Here is a 17,615-nt window from a genome sequence, read left to right on the forward strand (position 1 = left end):
GTGGAAGTCTTTTTAGTAGTGACATATTTTTGAGGAAATGCTATACTTACTTTTGCGATGAGCTGATTTGCGTAAGTCAAAGGATAATGCAATACATGTGAATGTGAACACATGATCTTTTGCCGCAAATTTCGTGAAGACGCCTGTACATTGTACAGGCGTCTTATTTTGTCTTGATCTATTTTTTCATTTAAATGTCGAACAGAAATCTAACAATTTAGAATATAGAAGTGCTATAATTTATAGTAGAACATTAGGTTGCTTTCTATTCGTAATCAGATGGGGGTTTAAGGAAAATGGATAGTAATGTTACTGTACTAAACTTTGACCAAACGTATCATAAACAATCCTTTCTACAAACTGAGAATTGTGAATCACTAGATTTTGAACAGATGCCGAGTACCAATTTGTTTTGTGAAAAAGAGTCCTTATTCCAAATTGATCAAAGGCTTAGACAACGAATGACAAGTCAGATAACATTTTTGGGGAGTGGCAATTATCATTATGTTTCCTATTTATTATTGTCAGAGATACAAAAGCCCTTTTCATTAGTGTTATTTGACCATCATACTGATATGTTTCCCAGTCCAAGTGATTCGTTGATTGCCTGTGGTTCATGGGTTCGGGAATCACTGGAAATATTACCCATGCTTAAGAAAGTAATTATAATCGGTGTAAACGAAGATTGGAAGCAGCAAATACCTTCGTTCGCTGAAGAAAAAATAGCAGTATACTCGAAACAATCTCTTCACACAGATTATTCCAACACAATTAAATCCATTATGAAAGAAATAGCTACAGACACAGTTTATATAAGTATTGATAAAGATGTATTGGATCTTAAAGAGGCTGTTACAGCATGGGATCATGGAACAATGAATTTAAATCAGCTTATGGAAATTGTTGAAAAGATCATCTACGACAAGGATATTAGCGGTATTGATATTTGTGGTGAATACCCAATTAGTCCAACAAATGAATACAATAAACGAACAAGAGAGGCCGTAAAGAAAAACGAACGTGCAAATCGCTTTATTTTGGAACGATTGAGGTGTTCGATAGGATTGAATCCTGCGCCTGTTCCTTCTCAAAATGCTTGATTTTAAAGATTGAAGACCTTGTGTGAGGAGAGGATTTTTTCACATGCGGTTTTTGTAGCGAGTAGAAGGCCTTTAGACCGATACTTTGAAAATGAGTTGGATTATATGTCCAGCTCATTTTTATTGCAGCAGAAAAATATATTTTTAAAGCTACCTTGCAATGAACAGTACTGTGTGATAAATTAGTTTTAACAGGTACTGTTCATTGCAAGGTAGCAAGAATAAAAGAATGAGGTGACAATAGTGAATGTGCAATTTAAAAAGGGCATCTTGGAAATTTGCGTCCTTGTATTATTGGATAAGCAAGATCGTTATGGCTATGAATTGGTTCAAAAAATCTCAGATAAAATTGAAATATCGGAGGGGTCTATGTATCCACTCCTAAGACGGTTAACGAAAGATGGATACTTTACAACCTACTTACAGGAATCTTCAGAAGGCCCTTCTCGTAAATATTATAAACTAACAGACCAAGGCAGGGATTACCTTCATGAACAGATGCGAGAGTGGAAGGAATTTTCAAATGCAGTCAATCAATTAATTAAGGAAGGTGTCAGCAGTGAATAAAGAACAATTTTTAAAGGTTTTAGATAAATCCTTAAAAAAGCTCCCTTCAGATGAGCGTCGGGATATTATACAGGATTTTGAAGAGCATTTTGTTTTTGGATTGGAGGAAGGAAAAACGGAAGAGGAAATTTCAGCTACCCTTGGCTCACCTAACCAAATTGCAAAAGAATTACCTGCCTCCTATCATCTTGAAAAAGTAGAAGCAACTGCAACGACCGGTAATATTATCCGAGCCGTATGGGCTGTTGTCGGATTAGGCTTTTTTAACTTAGTGATCGTGCTTGGGCCCTTTATTGCATTAGCTGCAGTGGCTTTTGCAGGATGGGCATCAGGAATTGCGTTTATTGTGTCGCCTCTTTTAGTATTGATTAATGCAATAATATATCCAGAGACATTTGCACTTTTTGATTTATTCTTTTCATTGATGCTTTCTGGTCTTGGGTTATTTATTGCGATTGGAATGTTTGTCGCAACCCGCAAATTAATCGATGGATTTATCCGTTATTTACAATTTAATGTAAAACTTGTAAAAGGTGGTTTAAAACATGATTAAAAAAACAGCTATTGTTGCGTTAATACTTTTGTTGGTTGGCATTGTTGGCAGTGTCTTCACGTTTCAATCGATAAACAAATCTGAAGACGTCACTGAAGAAAAGGTGATTGATGGTGACTTCAAACAAATAAAAATTATAACAGATGAAGCGAAGGTAGAGGTATTGCCGACAAGTGATACGGAAGCTAGAGTTGAGTTATCAGGTAAAAGTTCTAACTATCGTTTAGCAAGCGGTGTAGAAGAGTCTACACTCAAAGTGGATGTAGGGTATAAACAGAAAAAGCTATTTAACTTTGATTTTACCTCGTCACTTTTATCGTTAAAAGTGTATGTTCCTAAAAAGGTTTATGATTCCATTCAAATAGAAAGTGATAATGAGCGTGTTAAAGTAGATCGTCTACAGGCAAAACAAATACACGCAAAGACAGACAACGGAAGCATTAAACTGAACGATTTAGAGAGTTCAAAGGTCACTGCTGAAGCTGACAACGGAACAATCGACCTTAATAGTGTGGTAGCCGATACTGTCATGACGGAAGTGGATAATGGTAAAATTATTTTAGACCAAGTAGACGGTAAGCTTTCTGGTAAAACAAACAATGGAAGTATTTCGCTCATAACACAGAACCTAGATCGCCCCATAGATTTTGAAACGGATAATGGGAAGGTCAAAATTCAAACGGAAAAAGAGCCAACAAATGTCATCCTTGATGTGAAATTAGACAACGGTAAAGCCGACATCCTCGGAAAAACGAATTGGGACACTGTCATTGGCGATGGAAAACACTTGATTAAATTAACGGCGAAAAACGGAACAATCACTGTAACGAAATAATAATGTTTTAGGATATTTGAAAGGAGAATTATCAAATGATAAAGCAAATTGACATTGCCCGAAATTAAATATTAGTACAGGAGGATGATATAAAAATGCCCGAATATGAAGTAAAGGTATATGAAGAGATTCATGCGTGGCAAAGGAAAATTTTGAAACAGTCGAATCTATTTAACCGGGTGTCAAAAAAGGCGCAAACGAAAATAAATGGAATGATACCGGAAAAGGTTCATCGTGTGATAACAGAAAGCATAAAAAACATGGTAAAGGCAACACTGTTTGGTTCAAACCTTGTTCAAAATAAAAGGCTATCTGAAGGTAAGAGTCTCTATGATCGGGATGAATTACTTCGGGAAAAACTATCATCGTATCGGAAAACTGCGGTTGTAGAAGGAGCTGGAACGGGTGCGGGGGGTATCTTTCTTGGGCTTGCTGATTTCCCGTTGTTGCTATCGATTAAAATGAAGTTTTTGTATGAAGCGGCTAATGTATATGGGTTTGATGCAACCAAATATGAGGAGCGCTTGTTCATTCTTCATGTTTTTCAGCTTGCTTTTTCAAATGATGAAAAGCGAAAAGAGACGTTTCATATACTTGAAAATTGGGATACAGAAAAAGAGGAACTCATCGATATGGATTGGCGAGTGTTCCAGCAAGAATATCGGGATTATATCGACCTTGTTAAAATGCTGCAATTAGTTCCAGGACTTGGTGCGATAGTTGGTGCGTATGCCAACTACAATCTCCTTGATCATCTTGGGGAGACGGCGATGAATGTATATCGAATGCGTTTGCTGAGGATTCCGCCAGCAGACTTCTAATTTCCGGTTGCTTTTGAGTTGTATTTCAGATGAAGAACTGAAAAAATGGATAATGAATAATTTTGATAGGAGATATGGAAATGAAATGTAAAATAAATCGCAATGCAGCCAAGGTCTTAAAAAGAATGTTGGAAAGTGAGGAAGCAGAAGGGAAAATGATTCGTGTATATGTGACACATCTTCATGGTGACCATGCACATTACGACATTGGACTGGATACTCCGACAGAAAACGATGAAGTTGTAAAGACAGACAAAGATATTGATATCATCCTAGAAAAGGGCAATGAATATTTAGATGGTATCTGGATTCAATATTTTTATGTGCCAGAAGAGGAAATGGTTATTACGAATTCTTCGATGGGAATGCATCATTAATGTACAGCAACCACTTGTGTTAACGAGGTGGTTGCTGTTTTTTCTACTCCTTAATTTTCACCCCCAAAGCTTTGGCAAATCCGATTGCTTGGTCAGATGATATCATACACCCTTCCAAGTCTTTTAACGTAATATTAAGCCGTTCAAATCTACTTGTGCTTAAATCAATTCCATTCAGCGGTGTGTTGGCAAATGTTGCTTCACTTAATTCACAATCGTCAAAATGGATTTTCTTGAACTGACTTTCATAAAAATCACCTGACTCGAGGGAGCATGATTTAAATTCAACCTGTTTCAGTCTGGCAAAGCGAAATGAGCTTAAGTTTGCCCGGCATGTCTCAAAGGAGATGTTTCCTAAAGTGGCCTCGGATAGATCGATGCCAAGCATTTTTGATTCCTTGAATGTCACCCGATGAATGATTCCACCACTAAAATCAGCATTGGAAAGGTCACAATGGTCAAAAATACAATCGGTTAATTCAATAGCGTGGAAGGCCACGTCTTCAAAAAGTACATTCTTGAAAATCACTTGAACGAAAACAAGGCGGCTAATTTCCTCCCCGGTTATGGAACAGTCCTTTATCATACAGTTACTGAAATAGGCATCCTCTGTAATACGAAAAGCTTCTGTTGGTAATTCAGGCGCGACTTTTGGCTTTTGGATGGTAAAATTTTTTGTCATGTTTGAGATCTCGCCTCTATTTTTCATCTAAAATAAGATCTATTTTAATTTCCTGGAATGTTGCTTGTTCATAACTTGGTATTAATCCATTTTTATAAATGGCCCCTTTTTCAATTAGTTTTTGCTTTAACACGATGTTTGTGGGATCTTCAAAAGGAAGGCCATGTATTATGATTGTACTCGGGTCTTTCCATTTAGGAGTTAGCTTGGAATGATCAGAGAAATTCAATCTCTTAGAAACCGGGATCCCATCATGGAAAAAGGGGTGTTCATTTTCCTTATTGCTACCGGGTTCATTTAGACATATGTATAAGGACACGTTATCACATAGCTGCAATAGATCATAATGGATAGCAAAAAGCTGTTTATCAAAAGTGGGAAGATCCGCAATTATCCGCTCTTGCCGTTTCTCTTCCTGTGTTACAAATGATCGTCCATCTTTAGAAGTATCGTTTACGAGAAAGCGTTTGTAATGTTCACTGCATAATAGTGCGGCATACGTATCCTGTTGTTCGATTTGATCAATGCCAAGTTTGTAAAAGGCAAGCTTAGCAGGAGTGGGAAAGTCAATAAATGTATAGGGTGCCTGCTTTTGATCGTTCCAAAAAGGTTGTTTATCGATTGGCTTCCATGCACAGTCATGATGGTAAATTGCATATTCTACAGATTTTCTATATGTTGCACCAGGAAATGAAGCTTCTTTCCATTTAGCGATAAGTTCACCAGAAATTTGTGCATGGTTGTCTTGTTCGATCATAACAAAATTCTCGGCACGTTCACGTACAATCATGGAGATCATCCTTTCAACTGTAGTTTGATTTTAGTATACAGAAATATGGCCTTCTCTTATAGTATTGAGCTATATCAAATGAATTGACATGATTCAGTGGGAGAAGTATAATTACTTACATAAAGTAATTTAATAACAAAATGTAATTAAAGATAATTAGTACGGAAGGGACGTCAAACAATGGAAAAACAATTTTTCAAAAAGCCAGCAACTTATGTCGGGGAAGTTTCAATTAATGTAACCGATTTGGAACGTTCTTTAACATTCTATAAATCTATTGTTGGGTTCAAGGTGCTTGAACAAACAGAACAAAGGGCAGTATTAACAGTGAACGGAGAAACATCATTATTAACATTGGAACAGCCTGATGATGTTGAGCCAAAAGCTGGGAGAACGGCTGGACTCTATCATTTTGCGATTCTGTTACCAACGCGTGCAGATTTATCGGCGTTTTTGCGACATATTATTCGGGCAGGCGTTCAGTTAGGAGCAGCAGATCATTTAGTTAGTGAAGCAATATACTTTTCCGACCCAGATGGGAATGGTATTGAAGTGTATCATGATCGTCCATCATCTGAATGGAGCTGGTCGAATGGTAAGGTTTCCATGGCGACCGAACAACTTGATGGAGATAGTATTCTTGCTGAAAGTGATCAGGAATGGGACGGGTTGCCGGAACAAACAGTAATGGGTCATATCCATCTTCATGTAAATGATTTACAAAAAACAAGGGAATTCTATATAAATGGCCTGGGATTTAACGTTGTAACAACATTTCCAGGGGCATTATTTATATCAACAGGAGGATATCATCATCATATCGGTTTAAACGTATGGAATGGAGTTGGAGCGCCAATTCCAGCAAAAAATAGTGTTGGGCTAAACTATTTTACACTTGTTTTTCCTGATGAGGAATCTAGAACACGTGCCGTTGAGCGATTGCGACAAGTTGGTATCCCTATAACAAATGAGCAAGATTATTATGTGGCTGAGGATCCATCTGGGAATGTTATTCGGTTGTGGGTGGACTGAAAGCGGGAAGTCGCCGGATGAAAGCGGAAAGTCGCCGGATGAGAGCGAAAAGTTGCCGGATAAGAGCGAAAAGTCGCCGGATGAAAGCGGAAAGTCGCCGGATAAGAGCGAAAAGTCGCCGGATGAGAGCGGGAAGTCGCCGGATAAGAGCGAAAAGTCGCCGGATGAGAGTGGAAAGTCGTACCCCAAATAAGGAGCCTGCTAAACTAGAACAGGTTCCTTCCTTTTATTTTAATTGGAAATACACCTGATTTATTCAAGTGAAGGTAAACAAATGGAGGGCGGTATTCCTGTGTATATTAGTAACATAAGTGTATAATTTAATAGTGAATTGAAATCCTAGGGTAAGCGTGTAAGGACTTTAATTGATTGGTTTATGGATTGTATATGGGTCTATTGGCAAGCGTAAATAGGGAGGTATTTTTTTGAAAAGCAGATTAATGGAAATGCTAGATGCACGTAAAAATGAAATGATTGAAATTCGCCGGTATCTACATGAACATCCTGAATTATCCTTTAAGGAAGAAAAAACGGCCCAATATATTGCCGATTTCTATCAAGGAAAAGATGTAGAAATAGAGCGAAATGTTGGGAATGGTTATGGCATTATTGTCACGATAAATGGCGAAAAATCTGGTAAAACAATTGGACTCCGGGCAGATTTCGATGCACTGCCAATTACCGAGGAAACGGATGTAGCGTTTAAATCAAAAAATGAAGGTGTCATGCATGCATGCGGTCATGATGCACATACAGCTTATCTATTAATTCTTGCTGATTGTCTAATCCAGTTAAAAGATGAGATTCCGGGGACAATTAAGGTCATTCACCAGCATGCAGAAGAGGTTCCGCCCGGTGGAGCAAAAAGTATTGTTGAATCTGGCCGTCTGGATGATGTTGATAACATTTTTGGTATCCACGTGCTACCAATGGGAAAAGCGGGTATTGTTGGCTATCATAGCGGCTATTCTTTTAACGGAAGGACCTATTTTAAATTAAAAATTCAAGGTGTTGGCGGCCATGGTTCTTCTCCTCACCTAGCGAATGATTCCATTGTAGCAGGTGCACATTTTGTTACAGCCGTTCAAACCATTGTTAGCCGTCGATTAAATCCATTTGACGCAGGAGTTGTCACGGTTGGTTCGTTCGATGGAAAAGGAACATTCAACGTTATTAAAGATAGCGTGGAACTTGAAGGTGATATACGGTACGCGGATGAAGAAATTCAAAAGGTCATTGCCGATGAATTTCAACGGATTGTAAGAGGGGTTGAAGAAGAATTTGGTGTAAAATGTGACCTCACGTATACCGCTGATTATCCGCCATTATACAATGACCCTGAAATAACTGAAATGGTTGCACAAAGTTTACAACGTCTGGATGATAAAGATATAACGGAAGTAAAGGAATTTCCAAAGATGGCACCGTCAGATGATTTTGCTTACTATTTGGAAAAAATCCCTGGCTGTTATTTTTACATTGGTTGTACACCAAAAGGAGTGGAAGAACCATATTTTAATCATCATCCAAAATTTGATATTGATGAAGATGCCATCCTTGTTGCGGCGAAATCGGTTGGACAAGTTGTGTGTAGTTATTTTGGGTTAGACCAAAATTGAAAACAGTAAAGGAAGTAGCCTCAGCAGTTTGCGTTGCAAGGCTGCTTCTAAAAAAGTAATGAGAACACTTGTTTTTAATTAGAATAATGTAGTATATTAGAAGTAGAAAAACACCTCGGTCATTCCTCTAAAAAAATCTCCAAAGGAAGTGTTATAATGGCACTAACGACACTAGTGCGCGAAGATTCCTCCCAGTATACCTATCATGATCACTTATTTAAAGAATTAATCCACACATTTTTTGCAGAATTCTTAGAATTATTTTATCCAGAAGTTCATCGACATGTTGATTTTTCTGCTATTAAGCCGTTATCAGAGGAAGTATTTACTGACCTGTTCAAGGGAAACAGCAAGAGAGCAGATATTGTGATTGAAACAAAGCTTAAGGGAGAAGACACACTAATTATTATTCATGTGGAACCACAGAGCTACGGGCAACCAAATTTCCATGAACGGATGTATCATTATTTCAATCTTTTATATAATAAATACAGAAATCCAATTTTACCCATAGCCGTTTTCAGTTACGATGAAAAACGAAATGAAAAAGATGAATTTACGATTGAATTTCCATTCTTTCATGTTTTGACATTTAATTTTTTGATGTTAGAGCTAAACAAAGAGAATTGGCGGGATTATATTGAATTAAATAACCCGATCGCAGCAGCTTTGCTAAGTAAAATGGGTTACTCCGAGGAGGAAAAAGTTCAAGTTAAAATTGAATTTTTGCGAATGATGACTAAGATGGAATTAAATCCAGCTAAAAGTAGGCTTATTATTGGATTTTTTGAGGAATATTTAAAATTGAATAAAAATGAGGAGGGAAAGGTAATGGAAGAGATTAAGCAAATGGATGAATCGGAGGAAATTATGAAATTACCAATTTCCTGGGAGGAAAAGGGTAGAGAAGAAGGGAGAAAAGAAGGGAAAAAAGAAGGGAAAAAAGAAGGGAAAGAGGCTGCAAAAGAGGAAATTGCTATTGGAATGCTCAAAGAAGGGGCTTCAATTGAGTTTATAGCGAAAGTTACACGGCTTGATAGAGCTAAAATTGAATGTTTAAAGGAAAAGATTTAACACAAAAACATCCCAAGATTTTTTGACTTGTTTGTCTTGGGATGTTTTTGTGTACGTATATCCTCTATTTTTGTATTCGGATGAAAAAAAGCTTTTTTTAGTGCCATTGTTATGAAATAAAAAGAGAATTCACCCCCCTAGTGAACTCTCTTTTACGTCCGTTCAGTTAAATTAATTTATCAAACTTCACACGCTTATTAAGGGCATACATGATTGGCATCCCTACTGCCATTACAACAAATTCGCCGATAGCTGTTGTCAACCATGTAAATAAAAATGGTGCTCCGAAAGCTAGGCTTAGTTCCCAGGCAATAATAAACATGGTAAATGTGAAGACAAGTGTGTTGATAATCATTAAAAGCCATTTGTTTTTAATGTAACGCGCAATTATAATCGTAATCAATAGTGAAATAATGGATTGCGATACCCCAAAAACGAGATCGTACATACCTAATGGTGAAAAAAAGAAATTAGATAAAAAAACGCCTAATACAATTCCGAAAATGTACTTTTTGTTAAAAACTACAAGGTGATTCAGCACTTCTGGGACACGGAATTGGATATTAGTAAATCCAAAAGGTTGGATTAGTAACGACACTGCTATATATACTGCAGCCAGCAAGCCGTTTGTGACTAGCGTATTTACTTTCATATTTTATTCTCTCCTTAGTTTTTTAACGTGGGATGGTTTCGAACCACGTGTCTGAAAAGCAACTATTTCATTATAAAACTTTATCGAGTAAAATCAATAGGGAAGAGCTTATAAAAATAATTACATTTTCATTTATATAGTACCAGGTGTTAATATCTTATGTTAAAATGATTGTATAAGTAGCAGACCTTAAGATAGATGGGAGAGGTGAAGATACATGTATTATTTCGCTGCGTATCTTTTAAAAATAATATTAAGTCTATTTGGAAGCATAAAGATATATAAAAAAGAAAATCTGCCACAAAAGGGTGGTTATGTTATAGCCTGTACACACACAGGCTGGGTAGATATATTATGGCTTGGCATTTCTGTGTTACCGACAAAAATACATTACATGGCCAAAAAAGAGCTGTTTCAAAACGGCCCATTAAAATGGTTGATGAACAAACTAAACGCATTTCCAGTTGATCGTGAAAACCCAGGACCAAGTTCGATTAAAATTCCACGTAAATTGCTGTCAAAAGGCGAGGTCGTTGGTATATTTCCAAGTGGAACTAGAACAAGCGAGGAAGTTCCGTTAAAAAGAGGAGCTGTAACCATCGCCGCTCATTCTAAGGCCCCTATTATTCCAGTTGCATATGTTGGGCCTAATAATTTCAGTGATTTATTTAAGCGCAAAAAACCTCGTATCATTTACGGTGAGCCAATATATTTATCAAAAGAGTTACCTAAAAAAGAGGCATTGGAAATAATGATGGATGACTTAAATGATGCTTTAAACAAGTTGAAACAAGAGCTAATGACTTATCAGAAATAAGAAAACCCTGTTGCAACAAGCAGCAGGGTTTTTCAGCTTTTGGCTCAACCATAGGAAGGAATGGCCAAAATGCTTTACATCCCGTAATGTTAAATGATGAGTATGGACCTTTTTTATGAAGAGGAGCCGTGTTTGATTGCTCCTTTTTTCTGTGTACTGCCTTTACCTGAAAGGAACCAGCCGATTATAGCAATAGCAAGTAGGATTCCCCAGAAAGTAAACTTCCACCCAGTACTATGGGAAAAGTCTTCAGGTAATAAGCTGACTGCCGGGTGTGCTAAGGTAATAACAGCAAGTTTTACCCCTACCCATGCAACGATCAGGTATGCGGTTGTTTCTAAGCCTGGTCGCTTGTCAAGCAATGTAACAAACCAGGTTGCAGCGAATTTAATTAATATTAAACCAGCTATTCCTGCGATGACTACAATTGCAAATTTCCCTCCGTCCATTCCACCAAACTGTGGTATTGGTGTTTCAGGAAGTGCCATAGCTAGTGCAACAGCTGCCAGAATAGAATCAACCGCAAAGGCTAGATCAGCAACACCAATTTTAGCTACGGTGGACCAGAAGCTATTACCAACAGGGACCTTTTTCTCCTTTTCTGAACCAAAATATTTTCCGATTACATTCTTTGCGCCCAAGTAAATAAGGTATGCAGCGCCGATTGCTTGAACCTGCCATACATTTACTAGAAAGGATATCGTGAATAGCGCCGCGAATCTGAAAATAAACGCACCGATAATACCATAGTTTATAGCACGTTTTTTTTCCTCGTCCGGTAAGTGTTTAGCTATTACTGCCAGAACGAGTGCGTTATCAGCAGACAGTATCCCCTCTAATCCGATTAATACTAATAATGTCCATCCATACTCAAGCCAAAGTGATTCCACATCGACTTCTCCCTTCTGTAAATAAAAAATAGAGGCTTTTACCAGTTAATGTGGTAAAAGCCTCTAGAAAAATACAAGACCTTTACCACATTGGCAAAGGTCTTGCTAACAACGCCGTAAGTTGCCAGTAAAGCCGAGAGTGTAATACTCTGTAATGACGACTTTACAGTTAAAGCTACTCCCCTTTGAAAATCTACTTTTATTAAACCATGTTACGAGTAATCTGTCAATGCTAACCTATCTTTGGAAATAGACGAATAGCTCAGATGTTAGCGATTTTAAAGTGGGAAAGGATAACATAGGATAACATTTTTAACATAACATTCCATTTGAATTCTGCAAGCAAAATCCCTTTATTGTCGTGTTCCTTTTATTTTGCTCGTGGTGTACTTTCAAAGTCAACTTTTTTATGGGTTCCATCACAAAATGGTTTGTTCGAGGAATGTCCACAACGACACAATGAAACCGCCTTTTTTGTTTGGAAAGTGTTTCCTTCCGCATCTGCTACTTCAAAAGAGCCAGTAACAACATAGGGGCCATTATCGTTTACCTTGATATTTGCTTCTGCCATTCTTATCACCTCCTTTATCTAGTTTATACAAAAACATGATAAACAAAACACAATTTAAAATTTTGGGAAAATAATCCTCGTCTATATTTTGTCTGTAGAGTTTGGCATCTGTCAAGGAGTTATTTTCGACAAAGATTTGGGCAATACCTCGCTTAAAACATAATTTCCTTGTGTCATGGAATACTATACAAAACGAAAATTAAAGGAGGCATCATACAAATGAAAGCTTCAGATTTGTTTGTGCGCTGTTTGGAGCAGGAAAATGTTGATTACATTTTCGGTATCCCCGGGGAGGAAAATACAGATCTCGTTGATTCGTTGATTGGCACTAATATTGAGTTTATTGTTGTCCATCATGAACAGGCGGCTGCTTTCATGGCAGATGTGTATGGTCGCCTAACAGGAAAGCCTGGTGTTTGTTTGGCAACGCTTGGTCCTGGCGCGACAAATTTGTTAACGGGAATTGGGGATGCTTATCTTGATTATGCTCCTGTTGTGGCAATCACAGGGCAGGCAGGGCTTGAACGAATTCATAAAGAATCACATCAAGCTGTTGATATTATTGGTGTTTTTGAAGAGATTACAAAATGGAATCAGCAAATCCGTGTTCCTCATACAATACCTGAAATTATTCGCAAAGCATTTAAGCAAGCGGTTCTCGATAAACCTGGTGCAACCCATATAGAACTACCGGAGGATATTGCTATGACGGATACAGAGGGTGAGGCATTACCGGTCACACCAATCCCAATATCCCGGCCAGCTGAAGATGAGGTCAAAAAGGCGGCAGAAATTATAAACAAAGCTAAAAAGCCAATTATTCTAGCAGGAAACGGTGTTATTCGAGATGGTGCAACGGAAGCACTAAGAGAATTTGCTGAGGCTAAAAATATTCCGGTTGTAAATACATTTATGGCTAAAGGTGTCTTACCTTCTGACCATCCATTAACACTGTACACGGTAGGAATGCAGGCAAAAGACTATGTGTTGTGCGGGTTTGACCGTGCGGATGTCATTATCACCGTGGGGTATGATTTTGTCGAGTATTTGCCAAAGTATTGGAATGATGAGGCTATGAATCCAATCGTTCATCTGGATACATTACCTGCTGAAGTCGATGCCTATTATCCAGTAGAAAGTGAATTGGTCGGCGATGTAAAGGAGGCATTGAAAGCTTTAGATTCTTACGTAGAGGAAAAAGAATTATGGCCGGAAGTGAAACAGCTAAAGTCTCAACTTGTTGAAAAGCTTCATGCTTCTGATGAGATTTCGGGAAGCCCTGTTAAACCTCAGCGAATTATTGCGGACATAAAAAAGGCTGAGGAAGGTGAGGCAATTATTATTTCTGATGTTGGTGCGCATAAAATGTGGGTTGCTCGTATGTATCAGCCGGAAAAACCAAACCATACTATTATTTCAAATGGATGGGCATCAATGGGAATTGCAGTCCCTGGAGCAATAGCGGCAAAACTGGCAAATCCGGATAAGCCGGTTGTTGCTGTTACTGGTGATGGTGGTTTTCTTATGAATGGTGTTGAATTAGCAACCGCAAAACGACTTGGACTGGCCTTTGTAATTGTTATTTTCCATGATGCCAAATATGGGTTGATTGAGTGGAAGCAGCTGAACAAGTATGATCGCGCAAATGCGATTGAATTTACAGATCCCAATTTTTTAACATTTGCCGAAAGCTTTGGATGTAAGGGAATCAGGGTGAAGCATTCAGATGACTTACTACCAGCGTTAGAAGAGGCATTGACCAGTGACAACATTGTCATTGTTGATGTTGATGTAGATTATTCGGAAAACGTAGAGCTATCAAAAACACTTGGTGATTACATTTGTAAACTATAGCGGAATATCCAATTCTACTAATAACTAACGAACCGGATACATCATTCGACAAAATCCGGGAAGTGACAGGCACTAAAAGGAGGAAACTAAAGATGACGAAGGAATGGCAATTATGGATTGGTGGCAAATGGCGAGAAGCAAAATCGTATGAGCCATTAAAGAATCCACATACCGAAGAGGAACTTGCTCAAATTGGACAGGCAGAGCCAGAAGACGCTGTAGAGGCTATCGTGGAAGCACATGCAGCTTTTCAGAAATTTAGATCGTATCCGGCACATGCACGTGCCAAAATTTTAGCCAAAGTTGCGACGATCATGGAAGAGCGCGCTGATGAATGTGCGAAGATCATTGCAATGGAAGGTGCAAAGTCAATCCGGAATGCACGTGAAGAGATAAGTCGTACTGTACAAACATATCGCTTTGCGGCAGAGGAGGCGAAGAGTAATTATGGTGAACGGATTCCAATGGATGCAGCAGAAGGGGGAGAGAATCGCTTTGGCTTCACAATACGAACCCCAATTGGTGTGGTGACTGCTATTACTCCGTTTAACTTTCCATTTAATCTTGTTGCACATAAGGTAGGACCTGCAATTGCAGCGGGAAATTCAATCGTGCTAAAGCCTGCTGAACAGACACCATTAAGTTCATTGTTTCTTGCGGAGGTTTTTAAAGAGGCCGGCCTTCCAGATGGTGTGCTGAACATTATTCCGGGGAAGGGAGATGTATTGAGTGAAGCGTTAACTACTCATCCCTATGTGAAAAAGGTGACATTTACAGGAAGTGTAGAAGTTGGTCACATTATTCAGCAGCAAGCTGGCTTCCGCAAACTAACCCTTGAGCTTGGATCGAATTCTCCTTTTATTATTGATGAAGGAGTAGATATTGACAAAGTTATTGAGCGTAGTGTAATGGGTGCATTTTCATACAATGGGCAAGTGTGTATATCTGTTCAGCGCATTTATGTCCATCAATCACTATACGAAGAATTTCTGGAACGGTTTGTCACTCGGACGAAGCAACTTGTAGTTGGTTCTCCATTGGATGAAAAATCAAATATAACAGCGGTTATTTCAAAAAAATCATTAGAACGTTTGCAAAGTTGGTTAGATGAAGCGGTTGAGGAAGGCGCGAAAATTGAATGTGGTGGAAAAGTAAAAGGAAATGTGATGAAACCAACCGTTCTGACAAATGTAAATCGTGATTCGAAAGTATCCCGTCTTGAGGTTTTTGGGCCAATCGTTTGTATTTTCCCATTTGATACATTGGATGACGCGATTAATGAGGCAAATGATTCGAGATATGGATTGAATTCAGGCGTCATGACACCAAGTCTTGAACGCGCCTTTTATGCAGCGGAGCGTTTGGAAACAGGTGGTGTTATCGTGAATGATATTCCAACATATCGGATTGACAACATGCCTTATGGCGGTTGGAAAGACAGTGGTGTCGGTAGAGAAGGTGTTAAATACGCGATGGAAGAAATGATGGAGCAAAAATTTATTAGCTTTAAGACTGGTGATCAATAAAATGGAGCCTTTTCCTTTATCTAGGGAAAAGGCTCTGTTTTTTTCAAAAGGAAAGTATAAAATTTGGCTCTAAATTGCTTTCAGTAGGAAGAGCCACATCCAGCTCCAGCGCCCAGCGACTAGCGAGACTTCCCTCACCTCCGTACGATAAGTCAACATCGGTTTTAAAGGAAGGCCGACTAAAAGCGGACTTTGCGTCCAACGTCGGCATCCCCCTATGAAGGGGCATGTTTCCTTTATCTCCTACGGCTCAGTCCAGTCCGTACGTCGCTAAACGGGCGCTTGCGCTTTTGTTCGCGTAACAGGACAGATGTCACATGAATAGCATAGATAATAGACATTACAATTGGAGGAAATCAAATATGCAAATTCATGTGGTACAACAGGGGGAAATGTTATGGACTATAGCGCGTAGCTATGGTGCCGATTTGAATCAAATTGTATTAGTTAATCAATTAGATAATCCGAACGTTCTTGTGGTTGGCGAGGCACTGGTAATCCCGATTCCTTATCGCGAATATGTCGTTCAACCTGGTGACAATTTATGGGCAATAGCACAACGATATGGTGTAACGCTCCAGGAACTTGCTTCAGCAAACAATATTACAAATCCTTCACAGCTTTATGTTGGGCAAATGCTTGTAATCCCTTACTTTTCCCATATTATACAACCGGGAGAGACGCCTTGGACGATTGCTCAAAAGTATGGTGTAACGCTAAACCAAATAATCCAAACGAACAATATTACAAATCCGACAATGCTATATCCAGGGCAATTGCTGCGAATACCGATGGGAAATAGGCCAGTAATAGAAACAAACGCCTATATAACTGAACTAAATGAACAGGGACGGGAGGAGGTATTGACTCTAGGTAGAAACTTCACTTATCTAGCACCATTTATGTACAGTATGCAAACAGACGGAACAATTACAGAAATGCAAGAGATGCCAATTTTAGAGGCAGCTAGAGCCAATAATGTATCCCCACTACTCGTTTTAACTAATTTTACGGAAGGTAGTTTTGATTCCGACCTAGCAGCTTCTATTTTAAGGAATCCTGATCGACAACAAAATCTAATAACAAATCTGTTAGAAAAAATACGGGCTAAAGGTTATGCGGGTGTAAACTTTGATTTTGAATATGTTTATCCAGAAGACCGGGAAAATTATAATACATTTTTGCGCCGAGTTGTGGCCAGATTTCATCCTGAAGGGTTGATTGTTACAACAGCTCTTGCCCCTAAAGAAAGTGCCGAGCAAGAGGGGTTATTATATGAAGCGCACGACTATGCTACCCAAGGAAATATCGTCGATTTTGTAATACTTATGACGTATGAGTGGGGATGGGCTGGTGGCAGACCATGGGCCATTGCACCAATTAATAAAGTGCGTGATGTGCTAGATTATGCCGTTACTGTTATTCCACGTAATAAAATTATGATGGGGATGCCGTTATACGGACGTGATTGGAAAATTCCTTGGCAGGAAGGAACGATAGCGCAAACTATTAGTCCGAAAGAAGCGGTCCAACTAGCGAAGGATCATGGTGTCGCCATCCAGTACGATCAAACCTACCAGTCTCCATTCTTTCGTTATGTAAGCGAAAATGGGCAAGAACATGAAGTATGGTTTGAAGATGCCAGAAGTGTGCAAGCGAAATATAACACCATTAAAGAGTATGGTCTCAGAGGAGCAGCCTACTGGGTGCTAGGTAATCCATTTCCGCAAAACTGGGCGGTTCTAACAGATAACTTTAAAGTTCGAAAGTTGTAGCGTTCATAAGAATATAAAACACCTCTGTCAAATTAGTGTGCAGAGGTGTTTCTTAATGCCGCATATAGATTCACTCTTTT

Annotated in this window: 19 protein-coding genes and 1 riboswitch; of the genes, 14 read left to right on the forward strand and 5 right to left on the reverse strand. The window is 38.7% G+C overall.

The window, feature by feature from the left end; genetic code table 11:
- Nucleotides 1-296: 296 nt before the first annotated feature.
- The 6 genes from ACW2QC_RS11560 (at nucleotide 297) to ACW2QC_RS11585 (ending at nucleotide 4,253) form a co-directional block, all read left to right on the forward strand.
- Complete coding sequence (locus ACW2QC_RS11560) at nucleotides 297-1,100, forward strand: arginase family protein (RefSeq protein ID WP_457544132.1); 804 nt, start codon at nucleotides 297-299, stop codon at nucleotides 1,098-1,100.
- A gap of 243 nt (nucleotides 1,101-1,343) precedes the next feature.
- A complete protein-coding gene (locus ACW2QC_RS11565; RefSeq protein ID WP_457544133.1) occupies nucleotides 1,344-1,667 on the forward strand; it encodes a PadR family transcriptional regulator in 324 nt (107 codons plus the stop codon).
- Entirely contained in the window at nucleotides 1,660-2,220 is a 561-nt protein-coding gene (locus ACW2QC_RS11570; protein WP_457544134.1) for an HAAS signaling domain-containing protein, read from the forward strand. Before ACW2QC_RS11565 ends, ACW2QC_RS11570 begins: the two co-directional genes overlap by 8 nt.
- The gene (locus tag ACW2QC_RS11575; RefSeq protein ID WP_457544135.1) at nucleotides 2,213-3,055 is read left to right on the forward strand and encodes a DUF4097 family beta strand repeat-containing protein; all 843 of its coding nucleotides are present in this window, start codon (nucleotides 2,213-2,215) and stop codon (nucleotides 3,053-3,055) included. The genes ACW2QC_RS11570 and ACW2QC_RS11575 overlap by 8 nt, the downstream gene beginning before the upstream one ends.
- Before the next feature lie 95 nt (nucleotides 3,056-3,150).
- Nucleotides 3,151-3,876 carry an EcsC family protein gene (locus ACW2QC_RS11580; RefSeq protein WP_457544136.1) on the forward strand — a complete coding sequence of 242 codons (726 nt, stop codon included), beginning with the start codon at nucleotides 3,151-3,153 and terminating at the stop codon, nucleotides 3,874-3,876.
- An 80-nt stretch (nucleotides 3,877-3,956) separates the two neighbouring features.
- On the forward strand, nucleotides 3,957-4,253 hold the full coding sequence (locus ACW2QC_RS11585; protein WP_457544137.1) for an iron-sulfur cluster assembly accessory protein: 297 nt from the start codon (nucleotides 3,957-3,959) through the stop codon (nucleotides 4,251-4,253).
- Nucleotides 4,254-4,296: 43 nt separating this feature from the next.
- Here the strand turns inward: ACW2QC_RS11585 and ACW2QC_RS11590 are convergent, their stop codons facing one another.
- Both ACW2QC_RS11590 and ACW2QC_RS11595 read right to left on the reverse strand, forming a co-directional pair.
- Nucleotides 4,297-4,935: a pentapeptide repeat-containing protein gene (locus tag ACW2QC_RS11590; protein ID WP_457544138.1), complete on the reverse strand. Its 639-nt coding sequence runs from the start codon at nucleotides 4,933-4,935 to the stop codon at nucleotides 4,297-4,299.
- A gap of 16 nt (nucleotides 4,936-4,951) precedes the next feature.
- Entirely contained in the window at nucleotides 4,952-5,725 is a 774-nt protein-coding gene (locus ACW2QC_RS11595) for a DUF3891 family protein (RefSeq protein ID WP_457544139.1), read from the reverse strand.
- Between the two features lie 180 nt (nucleotides 5,726-5,905).
- On the opposite strand from ACW2QC_RS11595, the gene ACW2QC_RS11600 reads away from it, so the two are divergent.
- The 4 genes from ACW2QC_RS11600 to ACW2QC_RS11615 all read left to right on the forward strand — a co-directional run bounded on the left by ACW2QC_RS11600 (nucleotide 5,906) and on the right by ACW2QC_RS11615 (nucleotide 9,450).
- On the forward strand, nucleotides 5,906-6,757 hold the full coding sequence (locus ACW2QC_RS11600) for a VOC family protein (RefSeq protein ID WP_457544140.1): 852 nt from the start codon (nucleotides 5,906-5,908) through the stop codon (nucleotides 6,755-6,757).
- A 17-nt stretch (nucleotides 6,758-6,774) separates the two neighbouring features.
- Nucleotides 6,775-7,008, forward strand: a complete 234-nt coding sequence (locus ACW2QC_RS11605; RefSeq protein ID WP_457544141.1) for a hypothetical protein — start codon at nucleotides 6,775-6,777, stop codon at nucleotides 7,006-7,008.
- Between the two features lie 174 nt (nucleotides 7,009-7,182).
- Complete coding sequence (locus ACW2QC_RS11610) at nucleotides 7,183-8,376, forward strand: amidohydrolase (protein ID WP_457544142.1); 1,194 nt, start codon at nucleotides 7,183-7,185, stop codon at nucleotides 8,374-8,376.
- 156 nt (nucleotides 8,377-8,532) lie between these two features.
- Nucleotides 8,533-9,450, forward strand: a complete 918-nt coding sequence (locus ACW2QC_RS11615) for an Rpn family recombination-promoting nuclease/putative transposase (protein WP_457544143.1) — start codon at nucleotides 8,533-8,535, stop codon at nucleotides 9,448-9,450.
- Between the two features lie 166 nt (nucleotides 9,451-9,616).
- Here ACW2QC_RS11615 and ACW2QC_RS11620 read toward each other — a convergent pair whose 3' ends face one another.
- Nucleotides 9,617-10,102, reverse strand: a complete 486-nt coding sequence (locus ACW2QC_RS11620) for a QueT transporter family protein (RefSeq protein WP_106495295.1) — start codon at nucleotides 10,100-10,102, stop codon at nucleotides 9,617-9,619.
- 8 nt (nucleotides 10,103-10,110) lie between these two features.
- Nucleotides 10,111-10,155, reverse strand: a riboswitch (PreQ1 riboswitch).
- A 164-nt stretch (nucleotides 10,156-10,319) separates the two neighbouring features.
- Between ACW2QC_RS11620 and ACW2QC_RS11625 the strand changes: the two genes are divergently transcribed.
- Entirely contained in the window at nucleotides 10,320-10,919 is a 600-nt protein-coding gene (locus ACW2QC_RS11625) for a lysophospholipid acyltransferase family protein (protein WP_457544144.1), read from the forward strand.
- A 113-nt stretch (nucleotides 10,920-11,032) separates the two neighbouring features.
- On the opposite strand, the gene ACW2QC_RS11630 is transcribed toward ACW2QC_RS11625, so the two are convergent.
- Both ACW2QC_RS11630 and ACW2QC_RS11635 read right to left on the reverse strand, forming a co-directional pair.
- A complete protein-coding gene (locus tag ACW2QC_RS11630; RefSeq protein ID WP_457544145.1) occupies nucleotides 11,033-11,809 on the reverse strand; it encodes a TerC family protein in 777 nt (258 codons plus the stop codon).
- A 370-nt stretch (nucleotides 11,810-12,179) separates the two neighbouring features.
- Nucleotides 12,180-12,380 carry a CDGSH iron-sulfur domain-containing protein gene (locus ACW2QC_RS11635; RefSeq protein WP_457544146.1) on the reverse strand — a complete coding sequence of 67 codons (201 nt, stop codon included), beginning with the start codon at nucleotides 12,378-12,380 and terminating at the stop codon, nucleotides 12,180-12,182.
- Nucleotides 12,381-12,599: 219 nt separating this feature from the next.
- Here ACW2QC_RS11635 and ACW2QC_RS11640 point away from each other — a divergent pair, with 219 nt between their 5' ends.
- The 3 genes from ACW2QC_RS11640 to ACW2QC_RS11650 all read left to right on the forward strand — a co-directional run bounded on the left by ACW2QC_RS11640 (nucleotide 12,600) and on the right by ACW2QC_RS11650 (nucleotide 17,535).
- Nucleotides 12,600-14,234, forward strand: a complete 1,635-nt coding sequence (locus ACW2QC_RS11640; RefSeq protein WP_457544147.1) for an acetolactate synthase large subunit — start codon at nucleotides 12,600-12,602, stop codon at nucleotides 14,232-14,234.
- 92 nt (nucleotides 14,235-14,326) lie between these two features.
- On the forward strand, nucleotides 14,327-15,760 hold the full coding sequence (locus ACW2QC_RS11645) for an aldehyde dehydrogenase family protein (protein WP_457544148.1): 1,434 nt from the start codon (nucleotides 14,327-14,329) through the stop codon (nucleotides 15,758-15,760).
- 362 nt (nucleotides 15,761-16,122) lie between these two features.
- Complete coding sequence (locus tag ACW2QC_RS11650; RefSeq protein WP_457544149.1) at nucleotides 16,123-17,535, forward strand: LysM peptidoglycan-binding domain-containing protein; 1,413 nt, start codon at nucleotides 16,123-16,125, stop codon at nucleotides 17,533-17,535.
- Nucleotides 17,536-17,615: the final 80 nt, after the last annotated feature.

The sequence above is a fragment of the Virgibacillus sp. FSP13 genome (genome assembly GCF_054048505.1).

What these genes read in the sequence shown, in the direction of transcription:
- ACW2QC_RS11560 (WP_457544132.1), top strand. Translation starts at nt 297, where the DNA reads ATGGATAGTAATGTTACTGTACTAAACTTTGACCAAACGTATCATAAA.
- ACW2QC_RS11575 (WP_457544135.1), top strand. Translation starts at nt 2,213, where the DNA reads ATGATTAAAAAAACAGCTATTGTTGCGTTAATACTTTTGTTGGTTGGC.
- ACW2QC_RS11580 (WP_457544136.1), top strand. Translation starts at nt 3,151, where the DNA reads ATGCCCGAATATGAAGTAAAGGTATATGAAGAGATTCATGCGTGGCAA.
- ACW2QC_RS11585 (WP_457544137.1), top strand. Translation starts at nt 3,957, where the DNA reads ATGAAATGTAAAATAAATCGCAATGCAGCCAAGGTCTTAAAAAGAATG.
- ACW2QC_RS11590 (WP_457544138.1), bottom strand. Translation starts at nt 4,935, where the DNA reads ATGACAAAAAATTTTACCATCCAAAAGCCAAAAGTCGCGCCTGAATTA.
- ACW2QC_RS11595 (WP_457544139.1), bottom strand. Translation starts at nt 5,725, where the DNA reads ATGATTGTACGTGAACGTGCCGAGAATTTTGTTATGATCGAACAAGAC.
- ACW2QC_RS11600 (WP_457544140.1), top strand. Translation starts at nt 5,906, where the DNA reads ATGGAAAAACAATTTTTCAAAAAGCCAGCAACTTATGTCGGGGAAGTT.
- ACW2QC_RS11605 (WP_457544141.1), top strand. Translation starts at nt 6,775, where the DNA reads ATGAAAGCGGAAAGTCGCCGGATGAGAGCGAAAAGTTGCCGGATAAGA.
- ACW2QC_RS11615 (WP_457544143.1), top strand. Translation starts at nt 8,533, where the DNA reads ATGGCACTAACGACACTAGTGCGCGAAGATTCCTCCCAGTATACCTAT.
- ACW2QC_RS11620 (WP_106495295.1), bottom strand. Translation starts at nt 10,102, where the DNA reads ATGAAAGTAAATACGCTAGTCACAAACGGCTTGCTGGCTGCAGTATAT.
- ACW2QC_RS11625 (WP_457544144.1), top strand. Translation starts at nt 10,320, where the DNA reads ATGTATTATTTCGCTGCGTATCTTTTAAAAATAATATTAAGTCTATTT.
- ACW2QC_RS11635 (WP_457544146.1), bottom strand. Translation starts at nt 12,380, where the DNA reads ATGGCAGAAGCAAATATCAAGGTAAACGATAATGGCCCCTATGTTGTT.
- ACW2QC_RS11640 (WP_457544147.1), top strand. Translation starts at nt 12,600, where the DNA reads ATGAAAGCTTCAGATTTGTTTGTGCGCTGTTTGGAGCAGGAAAATGTT.
- ACW2QC_RS11645 (WP_457544148.1), top strand. Translation starts at nt 14,327, where the DNA reads ATGACGAAGGAATGGCAATTATGGATTGGTGGCAAATGGCGAGAAGCA.
- ACW2QC_RS11650 (WP_457544149.1), top strand. Translation starts at nt 16,123, where the DNA reads ATGCAAATTCATGTGGTACAACAGGGGGAAATGTTATGGACTATAGCG.